Source organism: Streptomyces sp. NPDC054770 (assembly GCF_053611985.1).
The window spans coordinates 19006-32441 of the sequence record NZ_JBSHBL010000030.1; the positions used below are offsets into that span (position 1 = coordinate 19006).

General features: G+C 69.5%; 11 protein-coding genes. 9 read left to right on the forward strand and 2 right to left on the reverse strand.

The window, feature by feature from the left end; translation table 11 throughout:
- The first annotated feature begins 375 nt into the window (after positions 1–375).
- The 7 genes from ACWGKQ_RS25005 to ACWGKQ_RS25035 all read left to right on the forward strand — a co-directional run bounded on the left by ACWGKQ_RS25005 (position 376) and on the right by ACWGKQ_RS25035 (position 9666).
- Positions 376–2322, forward strand: a complete 1947-nt coding sequence (locus ACWGKQ_RS25005) for a RiPP maturation radical SAM C-methyltransferase (protein WP_453294161.1) — start codon at positions 376–378, stop codon at positions 2320–2322.
- A complete protein-coding gene (locus tag ACWGKQ_RS25010; protein ID WP_453294162.1) occupies positions 2304–2894 on the forward strand; it encodes a DUF5825 family protein in 591 nt (196 codons plus the stop codon). The genes ACWGKQ_RS25005 and ACWGKQ_RS25010 overlap by 19 nt, the downstream gene beginning before the upstream one ends.
- Positions 2895–2937: 43 nt before the next feature.
- On the forward strand, positions 2938–3279 hold the full coding sequence (locus ACWGKQ_RS25015) for a hypothetical protein (protein ID WP_453294163.1): 342 nt from the start codon (positions 2938–2940) through the stop codon (positions 3277–3279).
- On the forward strand, positions 3272–4213 hold the full coding sequence (locus ACWGKQ_RS25020) for a hypothetical protein (protein ID WP_453294164.1): 942 nt from the start codon (positions 3272–3274) through the stop codon (positions 4211–4213). Before ACWGKQ_RS25015 ends, ACWGKQ_RS25020 begins: the two co-directional genes overlap by 8 nt.
- A gap of 1 nt (position 4214) precedes the next feature.
- A complete protein-coding gene (locus ACWGKQ_RS25025) occupies positions 4215–4997 on the forward strand; it encodes a class I SAM-dependent methyltransferase (RefSeq protein WP_453294165.1) in 783 nt (260 codons plus the stop codon).
- A gap of 212 nt (positions 4998–5209) precedes the next feature.
- Positions 5210–8662, forward strand: a complete 3453-nt coding sequence (locus ACWGKQ_RS25030) for a DNA polymerase III subunit alpha (protein WP_453294166.1) — start codon at positions 5210–5212, stop codon at positions 8660–8662.
- Between the two features lie 23 nt (positions 8663–8685).
- On the forward strand, positions 8686–9666 hold the full coding sequence (locus ACWGKQ_RS25035; protein ID WP_453294167.1) for a DNA polymerase Y family protein: 981 nt from the start codon (positions 8686–8688) through the stop codon (positions 9664–9666).
- 107 nt (positions 9667–9773) lie between these two features.
- Here the strand turns inward: ACWGKQ_RS25035 and ACWGKQ_RS25040 are convergent, their stop codons facing one another.
- Positions 9774–10706, reverse strand: a complete 933-nt coding sequence (locus ACWGKQ_RS25040; protein WP_453294168.1) for an alpha/beta fold hydrolase — start codon at positions 10704–10706, stop codon at positions 9774–9776.
- Between the two features lie 217 nt (positions 10707–10923).
- Between ACWGKQ_RS25040 and ACWGKQ_RS25045 the strand changes: the two genes are divergently transcribed.
- Both ACWGKQ_RS25045 and ACWGKQ_RS25050 read left to right on the forward strand, forming a co-directional pair.
- Positions 10924–11580 (forward strand): TetR/AcrR family transcriptional regulator, encoded by a 657-nt coding sequence (locus ACWGKQ_RS25045; RefSeq protein ID WP_453294169.1) that lies wholly within the window; start codon positions 10924–10926, stop codon positions 11578–11580.
- 80 nt (positions 11581–11660) lie between these two features.
- On the forward strand, positions 11661–12377 hold the full coding sequence (locus ACWGKQ_RS25050; RefSeq protein WP_453294170.1) for an alpha/beta fold hydrolase: 717 nt from the start codon (positions 11661–11663) through the stop codon (positions 12375–12377).
- Between the two features lie 405 nt (positions 12378–12782).
- On the opposite strand, the gene ACWGKQ_RS25055 is transcribed toward ACWGKQ_RS25050, so the two are convergent.
- Positions 12783–13364 carry a TetR/AcrR family transcriptional regulator gene (locus ACWGKQ_RS25055; RefSeq protein WP_453294171.1) on the reverse strand — a complete coding sequence of 194 codons (582 nt, stop codon included), beginning with the start codon at positions 13362–13364 and terminating at the stop codon, positions 12783–12785.
- Positions 13365–13436 lie beyond the last annotated feature (72 nt).

A 13436-nucleotide genomic window follows, 5' to 3' on the forward strand; every position in this document is an offset into this window, starting at 1 on the left:
GCGGACCGTCGCGTTCACGAGCACCAGCGGGTCGGGTCCGGTCCGCTGAGCGGAACAGAGCGCGACAGCCCACCCCGAGCAGCCCACGCTGTCCGGTGAGTCACGACTCGCCGGCGCGACTGCGCAGACCGCGCACCACTCGCGTGTCGGCCCCATCGAGCTGCTGAGGGGAGGAACGCCGTGGAGAAGACCGTCGTCGACAACGACCCGCAGACCGAAGGCACTGAATCGGCCACGATCGTGATACCGATCATTACCGGCAGGTTCTGACGAGGCCCACCTGATCCGGGTTTCCCATCGCTTCCGGTGCGGCCGGAAGTCCGGGCCGCACCGGAAGTGGTCAACGATCACGCCTCGCCCCGCACCGGAGGGCATATGAAGATCACGCTCGTCTGCATGCCATGGGCCTCGATAGCAACTCCTTCGCTCGCACTCGGGATCCTTTCGAAAAAGATCGCGGACACGTTTCCGGAGATCGAGACGGAGACCTTGTACGCCAACATCGACTTCGCGGACTGGATGTATCAGCAGGGCGGATACGGTGCCGTCGACTTCGGCTTCTTCTCCTTGCAGAGCTATTTCATGGGATGCGGCGACTGGGTGTTCTCCTCCGCTCTCTACGACGACACCTCGTGGCGGGTCGAGGAATTCACCCGTGAGATGACGGACCGTATCAGCGTCGAGCAGCTGGAGACCTGCCTGCGGATACACCGGACGGTCCCCGGCTTCGTCGACGCGCTCGCGCGGCGGATCGTCGCCGACGGACCCGATCTCGTGGGCGCGACCTCGACGTTCCAGCAGAACGTGGCATCCCTCGCATTGCTGCGGCGCATAAAGGAGTTGTCCCCGGACACGAAGACCGTCATGGGCGGTGCCAACTGCGACGGCCCGCAGGGCGAAGCGCTGCACCGCAACTTCGACTTCGTCGACTACGTCGTGCGCGGCGAGGGCGAGCGGGCATTCACACAACTCGTCGCGGCCCATCTCCCTGACGGACCCGCCGGACTCGACGGCAAGGCGGACGTCTCCCGCGTTCCCGGCCTGTGCTGGCGCGACGGCGACGCGAGTGTGAGCAATCCGCTGTCCGATCGCCTGCTGGCGCCGGGCGAGATCCCGTCGCCCGACTACGACGCCTACTTCGACCGGATGCGGCGCTCCCGCGTGCAGTCGTGGTTCGAGCCGGTGCTCGTGGTCGAAGGCGCACGCGGCTGCTGGTGGGGCGAGAAGCACCACTGCACCTTCTGCGGGCTCAACGGGTCGGCCATGACCTTCCGCAGCAAGAGTCCGCACACCTATCTGGACGAGATTCTCACGCTCGCCGGGCGGCACCGCGTGCTGGACTTCTACGCCGTCGACAACATTCTGGAGATGTCCTACCTCGACTCCGTCCTGGCCAAGATCGCCGAGGCGCCCTTCGATCTGCGTATCCAGTACGAGGTCAAGTCGAACATGAAGTTGTCACAGATCGCCCGGTTGCGCGCGGCGGGAGTGGTGAGCGTTCAGCCGGGTATCGAGAACCTCAGCACCCGCGTGCTGAAGATAATGGAAAAGGGGGTGAGCGGCACCCTCAACGTGCGCTTCCTCCGGGATGCCGAGAGCAATGGGCTGTCGGTGGCATGGAACTACCTGTACGGGTTTCCGGGTGAGACGCAGGCCGACTACCTGCCGGTCATAGAGCAGCTTCCGGCCCTGCATCACCTGCACCCCTCCACCGGAGCCGGCCGGATCGCGCTGGAGCGTTTCAGCCCCTATTTCAACCGCCCCGAGCTGGGCTTCGCCGACCGGCGCCCGCACTGGCAGTACCAGCTCATCTACGACCTGCCGGACACCGAACTGGCCGACCTGGCCTACCTGTTCGACACCGACGAACGAGGCATCGAGAGCACGCTCGGCGACCGCCTGGACGAGGCCCTTCAGGAATGGAGTGAGAACTACGTCCGCAGCCGGCTGTCCTGTGCCGACCTCGGTGACCGCATCGAACTGGTCAACTCCCGGCCGGGTTTCGCCTGGCGCTCCATGACGTTGGACGACCCGGTCGAGGTGGAGCTGTTCCGTGCCCTGCACGATCCCAGGTCCATCGATCAGCTGGTACGCCGCGCCGGCCGGTGCGGCGACGCCTGGGACCGGCCCCGCGTCGAGGCGCTGCTCGCCGACTGGCGCCGCCAAGGGCTGATCTTCGTCGAGGACGATCGCGTCCTCCAGGTGGCGACCGAGGACGAGAACCAGTTGATGTGCCGCGTCCGGCGCGCGTCACAGAAGTCCGGCGGGCCGGAACTGGCCCTGGAGCTGGCCGAGGAGCCCGTATGCGTAACGATCTCCTGACCCTGCCGTCCACCGCCTCGGACGGCCCGCTCTCCGGCGAGCACGTACGTGACCTGTACCGCCGCGGCATCCGGTGCGCCGCCCTCGACGAGCCCGTGTCGCTGCGTTCCCCCACCGCGCGCGATCTGCGCGCGCTCGACTTCGTCCGGAACGCCACCGGCCGGGGCCTGCTGGTGCGCTGGCACTTACGGGCCGGCCGCCGCGCCGATCCCGCCCTGACGGCACATCACCTGACCCACCTTCAGCCCCCGGTCTCGCTCGACGGCGGCCGGTCGGCCGAGCGCCTGGCCGAGTGGCGGACCCGGTTCTACGTCGGCCGCTGCGTGTGGCGCCGCGGCCCCGGATTCGTGCAGATCCGCGACCGGCGGGACGGCGTACTGCAACGGTTCGACCTGATCCAGCCCGAGTACGTGCAGGCCGTGACCCTGCTGGAGGATGCGCGGGCGGACGGTGTCGACCCCGGGGTCCTGGCCGCGCTGCGCGCCGAGCACCTCGTCCTGGACTTCGGCGGCCGCGACTGGTGGGCACCGTACCGGATCGACCGGTGGCCCGTGCCGTCCATGGTCCTGTGAACGGTCCTGCGATCCGTCCCCGCCAGGTACCGGAGGAGCCGTCGTGATCAACGACATCGCCGCAGCGGTTCTCGGCTGCGGGGCGCTGGGCTGGCTGGTGTGGCGTGGCTTCTGGACCGAGCCGGGTGCGTTCGGCTCCTGGCCGATGTTCGCCAACATCGGTGCCTACCGGGTCCGGCTGCACGACGTACGCGACGGGCAGCCGGTCTGCCCGTGGTGGTACGAGGTGCGGCAGGACTACTTCAGCTCCCCGGAGGAACTCGGCTCACTGGTGAGCTACCTCGACGAGGAGCACGGCAGGCGCGTCGTGGGGGAGGGCGTCATCGTGACGCACTTCGACCACATCAGGATCGTGGTCAGAAACGGCCGGGTCCTCCGTGCATGACCTGCTGCCCACCGCGTTCCCGGTGCACGGAACGACGGCCGGTCCCGCACTGTGCTTCTTCCGCCTGGTCCTGGGAACGGCCCTGCTCTGGAAGATCACCGCCGACCACGTCTTCGGCATGGCGCGGTTCTTCGACCTCAGCCCCAAGTCCCTGCAGCGCTGGCGCTACGAGCGCGCCGAGATGTCCGTGAAGCTGCTGCTGAGCCCCACGGCCTTCAAGGTCTTCTACGCCGCCCGTGCCCTCGCGGCGCTGTGCGTGCTCGCGGGTGTGCTCACCCCGTTGGCGTCGGCGGTCGTGTCCGCCTGGTGCGTCTTCGAGTTCACCTGGGACCGCAAGTTCAACACGCTGTTCCTGGGGGCGATGTGCCTGCCGTTCGTCTTCACCAGGGGGGCCGACACCTATCTGAGCCTGCAGTCGCTGCTGGACGCCCCGTCCCCGGGCGCGTTCTTCGATCCCGCACGGGTGCCCGGGGACGGGCGACCGTCCTGGCCGCAGGCCGCCGCCGTCGTGCTGGTGTTCCACCTGTACTGGAGCAGTGCCTGGCACAAGGCCGCCTCCCGCCAGTTCACCAGCGGGTACACCCTGCAGAGGGTGTTCGAGCAACTGGTCTCCGTGCGCGACGACCTGCCCGACGGACCGCGCGAGTACTTCTTTCCCGACTGGTTCACCCGCCGCTTCGCCACCGCCGCCCCGTCGCTCGTCGCCCGCCGCTGGCGCCTCCCCTCACTGGCGACGATCGCCGTGGAGGCCGTCCTCCCCCTCCTGCTGATCTTCCCCGCCACCTGGCCGGCGGGTGCGCTGCTCGGCCTGCTCACGCATGCCTCGTTCACCACGCTCCTGCCCAAACGCCTCGTACCCTTCGGCCTTGCCTCGGTGGGCACCTACGTGCTCTTCCTTCCGCAGCACACGTTCGTGACCCTGATCGGAGGCTGACGTGACAGACCGGACGGTGTGGGCACCCACCAGCTTCGGCGCCCGCGCGCACGACTACGACCGGCTGCGCCCCGGCTACCCCGCCGAAGCCGTCACCGAGACCCTGGCCGCCCTGGGCGGCGGCCCACCCGGCACCGCGCTCGACATCGGTTGCGGCACCGGCAAGCTCGGGGTCACCCTGGCGGCACTCGGCCATGCGGTCACCGGCCTCGAGCCGGATCCGCGGATGGCGGCCGTCGCCGCGGCCAACGGACTGGCTGTCGAGGTGGGCGCCTTCGAGACGTGGGAGCCCGGCGACAGGCGGTTCGACCTGGTGGCATGCGGCCAGGCATGGCACTGGCTGCACGGCGGAGAGCGGTCGGACAGGGCGGCGCGGTGTCTGCGCCCGGCCGGCCGGATCCTCCTCGTCTGGAACTTCGGCTCCTACGCGCTGCGCAACGGCGCCTGTCTCAACCGTGTCTACGCCTCCGTCCTGCCTGACGGCCTGCCGACCGGGCCGGGTGGCAGGCCGTCCCTGTCGGAGACCGACCTCGACGGATATGCCGAGGAACTGCGCTCCCACGGGTTCCGGCGCGTGACGAGGACCGCCGTGCCCTGGCAGAGCCGGCTCACCTCCCGGGAGTTCTGCGGTCTGCTGGGCACCGACAGCCGCCACCTGGCCCTGCCCTCGGCGGTGCGGCAACGGCTTCTGCGCGAGGTCGCCGCCTGCCTCGACGCCGAGGAGGGCGGCGAGGTCCGCATGGACTACATGTGCCTGGTCGTGGGGGCGTCCGCCGCCGGGTGACGTCGTTTCTCCCAACTCCGCTGCCCGGTAGGGGAGGTGGTGGTGCGGCGCCTTCCGGTCACCGGTCACCTCGCCGAGAAATCGTTGATGTGTTCGAATTTCAGGTCGCTGACCGGGGCTGATGAGGTTAGAGTAATCGAACGCGAGTACGATGAACATATCGGGTGTATCGGGTGTATCGCTGAAAAGGGGTGGAGTGATGGAGGTGCGGCATGACGGGCTTCGCCCATCTGCACGTCGCGTCCGGTTACTCCGCCCGCTACGGCGCCTCCCATCCCGAGCAGCTCGTCGGGCGGGCGGCCGAGCGGGGCATGTCCGCGCTCGCGCTCACCGACCGGGACACGGTCACCGGGGCTGTTCGATTCGCTCGGGCCTGCGCGAAGGAGGGGGTGCGGCCGGTCTTCGGCATCGATCTGGCGGTGCAGGCCCTGGCGCCCGGGCCGCCCGCCCAGCGGCGCCGTACCCCGGCGCGCGGTGGTGCGCACGTCGTCGAGCCGCCGCTGCGCTTCGTGCTGCTCGCCCAGGACCGGGCGGGCTGGGCGCGGCTGTGCCGGATCACGTCGGCCGCCCATGTCGGTGCCGTCTCCGGTACGCCGCCGGTGGTGCCGTGGGAGGCGCTGCGCGAGTACGGCGGCCCCGGCCTGACCGTACTGCTCGGCCCGCTCTCGGAGCCGGTGCGGGCGCTGTCGGTGGGCCGGGAGGACGTCGCGGTGAAGCTGCTGGCGCCCTGGCAGGAGATCTTCGGGAGGGATGTTCGATTGGAAGCCGTCGCGCAGAAACGTTCCGGCACTGGTCCCGGATCCCTGCGTCTGGCCGCCCGCACCCTCGCCCTGGCCGACCGCACCCGCACCACCGCCGTACTCTCCAACGCCGTCCGCTACGCCGACCCCGACCAGCACCGCCTCGCCGACGTCCTGGACGCCGCCCGGCTGCTGCGGCCCGTCGACCGGCGCCGGCTGGACAGCGGACAGCGCTGGCTCAGGGACGAGCGAGGAATGGCGGCCGTCGCCCGCATGATCACTGACTGCGCCGGAACGGACGTCCGCAGGGCCCGCCGGTTGCTGGCGGACACCGCGGCCACGGCGACCGCGTGCACCGTCGATCCGAAGGCCGACCTCGGCCTCGGGACCCCGCACCTCCCCGAACCGGCGCTCTTCGGCGCCGGGCCGGAAGCGGGCGGTGCGGCCCGACTGCTGCGGCAGAAGTCCGAAGACGGCCTGGCCAGACGCGGCCTCGACCGCGACCGCGCGGCACTCGACCGGCTGGACGAGGAACTCGCCGTCATCTCCCACTGGAACTACGACGCGTACTTCCTCGCCATCGGACAGGTCGTCGCCGACATCCGGGCCAAGGGCATCCGGGTCGCGGCCCGCGGCTCCGGTGCCGGTTCCCTGGTCTGCCACGCCCTGGACATCGCCACCGCCAACCCGCTCGACCACAGCCTGCTGTTCGAACGCTTCCTGAGCAGGCGCCGGGAGTCGCTGCCCGACATCGACATCGACGTGGAGTCCGCCCGACGCCTGGAGTGCTACGACACGATCTTCGAACGCTTCGGCAAGGAACGGGTGGCGGTCACCGCCATGCCCGAGACCTACCGCGCCCGCCGCGCCCTGCGCGACACCGGCCTCGCCCTCGGCATCCCGCCCGCGGACGTCGACCGGATCGCCAAGAGCTTCCCGCACCTGCGCGCCTGCGACATCACCGGCGCCCTCGCCGAACTGCCCGAGCTACGGCAACTGGCGACGGAGATGGACCGCTACGGACCGTTGTGGGAGCTCGCCGAGGGCCTCGACGCCCTCGTCCACGGCATGGCCATGCACCCCTGCGGCGTGGTCATCAGCGACGCCACCCTGCTGGACCGGCTGCCCGTGCAGCCCACCCCGCAGGGCGACTACCCCATGGCCATGGCCGCGAAGGAGGAGATCGAAGCGCTCGGCAACATCAAACTCGACGTCCTGGGTGTGCGCATGCAGTCCGCGATGGCCCACGCCGTCACCGAGATCGAACGCACCACCGGCAACCGCATCGACCTCGACGACCCCGAACAGGTCCCGCTCGACGACGTCTTCGCCTTCAAGCTCATCCAGTCCAGTCAGACCCTGGGCCTGTTCCAGCTGGAGTCGCCCGGTCAGCAGGACCTGCTGTCCCGGCTCCAGCCCCGCGACGTGCAGGACGTCATCGCCGACATCAGTCTCTTCCGTCCAGGTCCGGTCGCCGGCGGCATGCCCGAGCGCTATATCGCCGCCCGCCACGGCGGCACACCCGCCTACGCCCACCCGGACCTGGAGCCGGTGCTCGCCGACACCTACGGCGTGACCATCTGGCACGAGCAGATCATCGAGACCCTGCGGGTGCTGACCGGCTGCGACCGGGCCTTCGGCGAGATCACCCGGCGGGCGCTCGGCGACAAGGAGCAACTGCCCAGGATCAGGGACTGGTTCCACGAGCGGGCACGCGCGCGTGGCTACAGCGCGGCCGTGCGGGACGAGGTGTGGAAGACCGTGGAGGCCTTCGGGGCGTACGGCTTCTGCCGGGCCCACGCGGTCGCCTTCGCCGTACCGGCCCTGCAGAGCGCCTGGCTCAAGGCGCACTATCCGGCGTTCCTGCTGGCCGGCCTCCTCGAACACGACCCCGGGATGTGGCCCAAGCGGGTCCTGGTCGCCGACGCCCGTCGGGGCGGGGTTCCCGTCCTGCCTGTCGATGTCAACAACTCCCGGGTGCGGCACACGGTGGAGAAGGCCGACGGAGACCAGTGGGGGGTACGCCTCGCCCTGTCCGGGGTGCGCGGCATCAGCGAGGAGGAGGGTGCCCGGATCGAGGAGGGGCAGCCGTACGGATCGCTGTCGGACTTCTGGCAGCGGGCCCGTCCCAGCAGACCGGTCGCCGAACGCCTTGCCGAGATCGGCGCGCTGACCTGTCTGCACGACAGCCGGCTCACCCGGCGTGACCTGCTGCTCCAGATCGCCGAACTGCATCGCCAGTCCCGCAACCGGACCGCTGGTACCGGCCAACTGCCCATCACCGCGGACGCCGTCGGCGGGGCCGAGCCGAGCGGGCTGCCGGAGATGACCGGCCGCGAGGCCCTGAGCGCCGAGCTGAGCACCCTCGGCATCGACGTCTCCCGGCACCTGATGGAGCACCACCACCGGTTGCTGCGCGAGATCGGCGCGACCGACGCGGCGCACCTGGCCGGGATGCGCGCCGGTCGGCAGGTCCTCGTGGCCGGGGTGCGGGCCTCGACCCAGACCCCGCCGATCGCGAGCGGCAAGCGGATCATCTTCGTCACGTTGGAGGACGGGTCGGGCCTGGTCGACCTGGCGTTCTTCGAGGACTCCCACCCGGCCTGCGCGTACACCGTGTTCCACAGCGGGCTGCTCCTCGTCCGCGGCACGGTCCAGGTGCGCGGCACCCGCCGTACCGTCGTCGGCACGATGGCCTGGGACCTGGACGAGATCGCCGCCGCCCGCCGCGACGACGGCCCCGAGGCCGCCCTCGCCCTCCTCGGCCGGAGCCGCCCGCACCCGACCCCCGCCCAGCCGCAGCGCACCCTGGCCGACGGCACCGCGGGCGCCCGCCTGCACCCGTACGCAGACCTCCAGCCCGCCGGCACCCGCTCGGCCGACCTGAAGAAGTTCGGCCACCGAAGCCCCGGGAGCGCGGGATGAACGGGATGAGCGGGATGAGCGGGATGAGTGCACGGCAGCGGCACATCGCCCACCTCCACCTGCACGCCTCGCTGAACGAGGCCCAGTACGCCGATATAATCGAACTGGTGTCTGGTATTACGCCTCACGTTCAGGCTCTCCCGCCCAACGCGGTGCAACTGGACCTGACGTCGGCACTCAGATACTTCGACCTGTCTCCCTATGACGTCGTCCAGTTGGCGAAGCTCCGGTTGAAGGCTCTGTACGGCATCGACTGCAGCGCAGGGCTCGCGGGCAACCGGATGCTCGCGGCCATGGCAGCCGACGCATCCGCACCGGGAGACACCACCTGGGTCCCCACTGACCGTGTGACCGACTGGCTGTATCCGCGGCCGGTCACCGTGTTGCCCGGCGTCGGCCGCGCCATGGCGGAAACGCTCACCCGGTACGGCCTGCACACCATCGGCCAGATCACCGACCTGCCCCCGGCGACCCTGCAACGGCTCCTCGGCACCGCCCAGGCGAGGCTGCTGGCCGAACGTGCCCGCGGCCACGACCCCCGCCCGGTCGTCCCCGCGGAACCGGCAGAACACCTGGTCGCCGACCTTGTGCTGGAGCGGGACTGCCTCGACCCGGCCCAGCACCACCGCGCCGTGCTGGGGCTTGCCGACCGGATCGGCGGGCGCCTGCGCGGCGAGCGCCAGGTCGCCGGCCGGCTCACCCTCACAATGCGATACGCCGACCGCAGCTCCACCACCCGCACGCGCACCCTGCCGGAACCCACCAACCACTCACCCGCCCTCGCCGCAGCAGCCCTGGGACTGTTGGCCTCCTTGGGACTGCAGCGAGCAAGGGTCCGCGTCTGCGCGATCCGTGCCGACGGTCTGCTGTCGGCCGACAGTGCCTACCGACAGCTTTCTCTGGACCCGGTCGATGCCCGCGCCCACGCAGCCGAAGCTGCCGCAGACCGCGCCCGTCGGCGCTTCGGGCCGGAGGCTGTGCGCCCAGCCGCTCTGGCGAACTGACCGCTTGCGCCAGGAACCCCACTGGTTCCTGGCGCAAGCGGACGGTGTCGAGCCTGTACCAGTCGAGGTGCTCGGGGATCGGGTATCGGCCCGGAAGAAGGCGCCGCCTATGCGGGTTCGCTCGTCTGAGCGGCGTTCCGAGTCCACGCCGTCACGAATCGGGACACTTCCTGGGAGAAGCGCTCGGGCTCCTCGATGTGAGCGAAGTGGCCGCTGTTCTCCATGATCAGAAGCTGTGACCCGGGGATCAGCGCGTGCAGTTCCTCCGCCCAGCGCACCCCGCAGATGACGTCGTGGCGGCCCACGGCGACCAGGGCCGGGACGGCGAGCGTGCCCAGATCCTGACGGTCGTCGATGGCGTCCGGGACGAGGTTGTCGTCCAGCCCCGAGATGTGGGTGCAGGTCACGGAGGCACGCAGGGCCGCGCCCACCTTCGCGCCCTCGCCCCAGAAGTCGGCGAAGTACGCCGGGAGCAGCCCCCGGACCACCGTCGACATGTCCTCGTCGTTCGTGATGGCGGGAATCGCCTGGAACGCTTCGAGGACGCCCGGCAGCTCCGGGTGGCCGTCGTGCCGGGCGGCGAACTCCTGGACCAGGCGCATGGCTTCGGCGCCGTGCTCGGGGCCGGTGACCGGAGCGCTCTCGTAGAGCACGATGCCGGCGACCCGGTCGGGGTGACGCAGGGCGAAGTGCTGGACGACGAAGCCGCCGTGCGAATGGCCCAGCAGGTGAGCCTCGGAGACGTCGAGGTGATCGAGCAGCGCGAGCAGGAAGCGGCTGTAGCGGTCCCGCGTGTAGCCGTGAGGGTGGGAGGGGAGACGGCCGGAGCCACCGGTGCCGATCGGTTCCGGGTACACGACGGTCAGGTGCCGCTCCAGCTCGGGCATCCGCAGGTACTCCCAGAAGATGCCCGGACCGCCGGAGTGCGCCACGCACACGGGTCCGCTGCCGTGGACGTGGTAGCGCTGGGTTACGCCCTCGATCTCGATGGTGTGGGTCCCCGGGGAGAGCGGGTCGTCGAGGGGAGTGGCGGTGGTCATGGTGGCTCCGAATCCTGAAGAGGTTCTTCGATGACGCCGTTCATGTGATGGCCGTTACGCAGTGGCGGGTGCGTCGCCGTGGCCGCGCAGGCAGTCGATCAGGGTACCGGTCTAGCTGAACACACTGTATGAACATAACGTATGCTGCGCGTGGCTGGCCGGACAGTCCGGCACCGCGATCCGGCACCGTTCGCGGCTGTATGGGAGGAGGGTGACCATGACGTCGGTGACGCGACGCCGAACTCATGATCACGAGCGGCGGTCCGCGGCAACGGAGGCGAAGCTGCTCTCGTCGGTGGAGAAGCTCCTCAATGCCGGTGAATCCTTCACGGAGATCAGCGTTCAACGCATCATCGAAGAAGCCGGCGTGTCACGGGCTACGTTCTACGCGTACTTCCAGGGGAAGCCGGACATCCTCAGGCGGCTCGCACGGAAAGTCAGGGACAAGTCTCTTGCCTTGGCCCGGCAGTGGGACCCCGGGGCGGGCGAGGACGGTGCGGCCAGGTACACGAAGTTCTTCGAGGATGTGCTCGCCCTCCACCGGGCACACCATCCCGTGCTTTCGGCGGTTCGAGAGGTCGCTTCCTACGACCCGGAAATGCGGGACTTCTACACGGCCGATCTGGAGGGATTCGACGAGGCCGTGCTCGCGACGCTCGTGGAGCAGCAGCAAGCCGGGGCGACGCCGGCCGACCTTGATGCCGTGGCCGCCAGCAGGGTCATCGTCTGGGGCGGAGCCCAGGCCATCGCCCATCACATCAGCGTGGACGACGGGACCGGCGATGCCGCACTGGCCCGTGAGCTCGGAAACATCTGGTGGTACGGCGCCTATCGCCGTCCAGCCAGTAACGACGGGCGCCCGCGCGACGGGTGAATCCTCACCCGGCACCGGCAAAAACGGCCCTCCGCTGTTTCTTCTTCCGAGGACGCTCACTCAATCAAGGGAGGATTCTAGTGACCGAAATAAATTCTGCGTATGTCCTGATCCCGGGTGCCTGGCATGGGGGATGGTCCTGGCGTCCGGTTGCCGAGCGGCTGCGTGCCGCGGGTCATCGTGCGGTCTGTCTCACTCTGCCCGGCCTGGGTGACGGTGACGATCCCGCGGGTCTTGGACTCGAGGATGCCGTGGACCATGTGGTGTCCGAGGTGGAGAGGCTGGGTCTCACCGATGTGACTCTGGTGGGTCACAGCTGGGGTGGGTATCCGCTCACCGGCGCAGCGCACCGTCTGCCGGGCAGGGTCTCCAGGGTCGTCTACTACGCCGCGCAGGTTCCTGTGCGGGGCAGGTCGCTGGTGGAGGACAATCCTCCGGAGGCGGCAGCGATGCTGCGGGGACTGATTCAGGCATCCCCGACGCGTTCGATACCGCCTACGCTGCAGTGGGTCCAGGGCATCTTCATGCAGGGCGTCGAAGAGGGGACCCAGCGTCTGGTGGCGGATCTGCTGACCCCGCAGCCCGGTGCCTATTTCCTGGACGCGCTCGATGTCCCCAGCGTGGCCGAACTCGGCATTCCCGCGCTCTACATCCTCGGTCAGGACGATCATGCGCTTCCCCTGCCCGGTGCCGAGTTCGCGGCGCGGCTGGGACTGGAACCCGTGATGGTTCCCGGGACCCACGAGGGCATGCTCACCCACCCTGACGAGGTCGCCAAGGCGATCCTGAACGGCTGATATTGAGTGCACGGGATCCCCGGACACCGGACTGCTGCAAAGGGGGAGTTTGTGGCTCCAGCCGCGATCACGGCTGGAGCCACAGGCGTTGACGGCATGCCTACTCCTGGTCCGTGCTCGCTGATCCTCCATGCCCCTTCACGCTGGAACAACTCCCGCAGCATGTCGCCCATCGGTCGCCCAGGTCGATGGCGGACCGCAGCGGTCTGTCGAAGACCACCGTGGGCCGGATCCGGCGGAAGTTCCGGCTCGAGCCGTATCTGACGGACACTCTCAAGCAGGCTGACCGTGCGCCGTCGCCACGACATGCACACCCCGGACACGCCCCCGTCGGCCCCGCACCACAGCTCCTCCCGCCCCGGAAGAGGCCGATATGCGGGCCGGCTTGGCCAAAAAGCTCATATGTCAGGGCTCGTCAGTGATTGATCGCATAGCTGAGGCGAGTACGGCGTCGAGTACGGCTTGGGCGTGGTCGCCGGAGGGGAGGGCCCGTGCCAGGGTGATCGCGCCCACGATCGAGGCGAGCAGGGTCCAGGCCTGCTGCTCCCGTTCCTCCTGTGTGCCGTGCATGGCGGGGGCCAGGAGGGCGATCACCTCGACCATCCGGCGCCGGTACGCCTCGCGGACCGGGTCGCCCGCTCGTGCCACGTCGGTGCTCAGCGACGGCATCACGCAACCGTGTCCGGGGTCCTCGCGGTGCAGGCCGCTGAGGTAGAGGCGGAGTATCTCGCCGAGCATGCGCCGTCGCTCGGCCGGCTCCTGGTCGGCGAGGCCGGCGAATTCGATGCCGAGTTGCGCGGCCACCACCTCTTCGAGGATCGCTTCCTTGTTGGCGAAATTGGAGTAGAGGGCCCCTGAGGTGACCTGGGCCGAGGCGGCGAGTGCGTCGACGCCGACGGCGTGGAAGCCGCTCTCCTTGAGCGTGCGGCCCGCTTCGCGCACGATCGCGGCTTTGGCCTGGGCTTTGTGCTCCTTGGAGTACCTCACCCTGGTCCCCTCCTTCGGCGTATCCGGCTCTCTCCGACAACTTAGGGTAGCGCTCGTTATATAACGAGCGTT

Bases quoted from the DNA above. Each gene is read 5' to 3' on its own strand.
- ACWGKQ_RS25005 (WP_453294161.1), top strand. From the start codon at position 376: ATGAAGATCACGCTCGTCTGCATGCCATGGGCCTCGATAGCAACTCCT.
- ACWGKQ_RS25040 (WP_453294168.1), bottom strand. From the start codon at position 10,706: ATGACCACCGCCACTCCCCTCGACGACCCGCTCTCCCCGGGGACCCAC.
- ACWGKQ_RS25010 (WP_453294162.1), top strand. From the start codon at position 2,304: ATGCGTAACGATCTCCTGACCCTGCCGTCCACCGCCTCGGACGGCCCG.
- ACWGKQ_RS25030 (WP_453294166.1), top strand. From the start codon at position 5,210: ATGACGGGCTTCGCCCATCTGCACGTCGCGTCCGGTTACTCCGCCCGC.
- ACWGKQ_RS25045 (WP_453294169.1), top strand. From the start codon at position 10,924: ATGACGTCGGTGACGCGACGCCGAACTCATGATCACGAGCGGCGGTCC.
- ACWGKQ_RS25035 (WP_453294167.1), top strand. From the start codon at position 8,686: ATGAGTGCACGGCAGCGGCACATCGCCCACCTCCACCTGCACGCCTCG.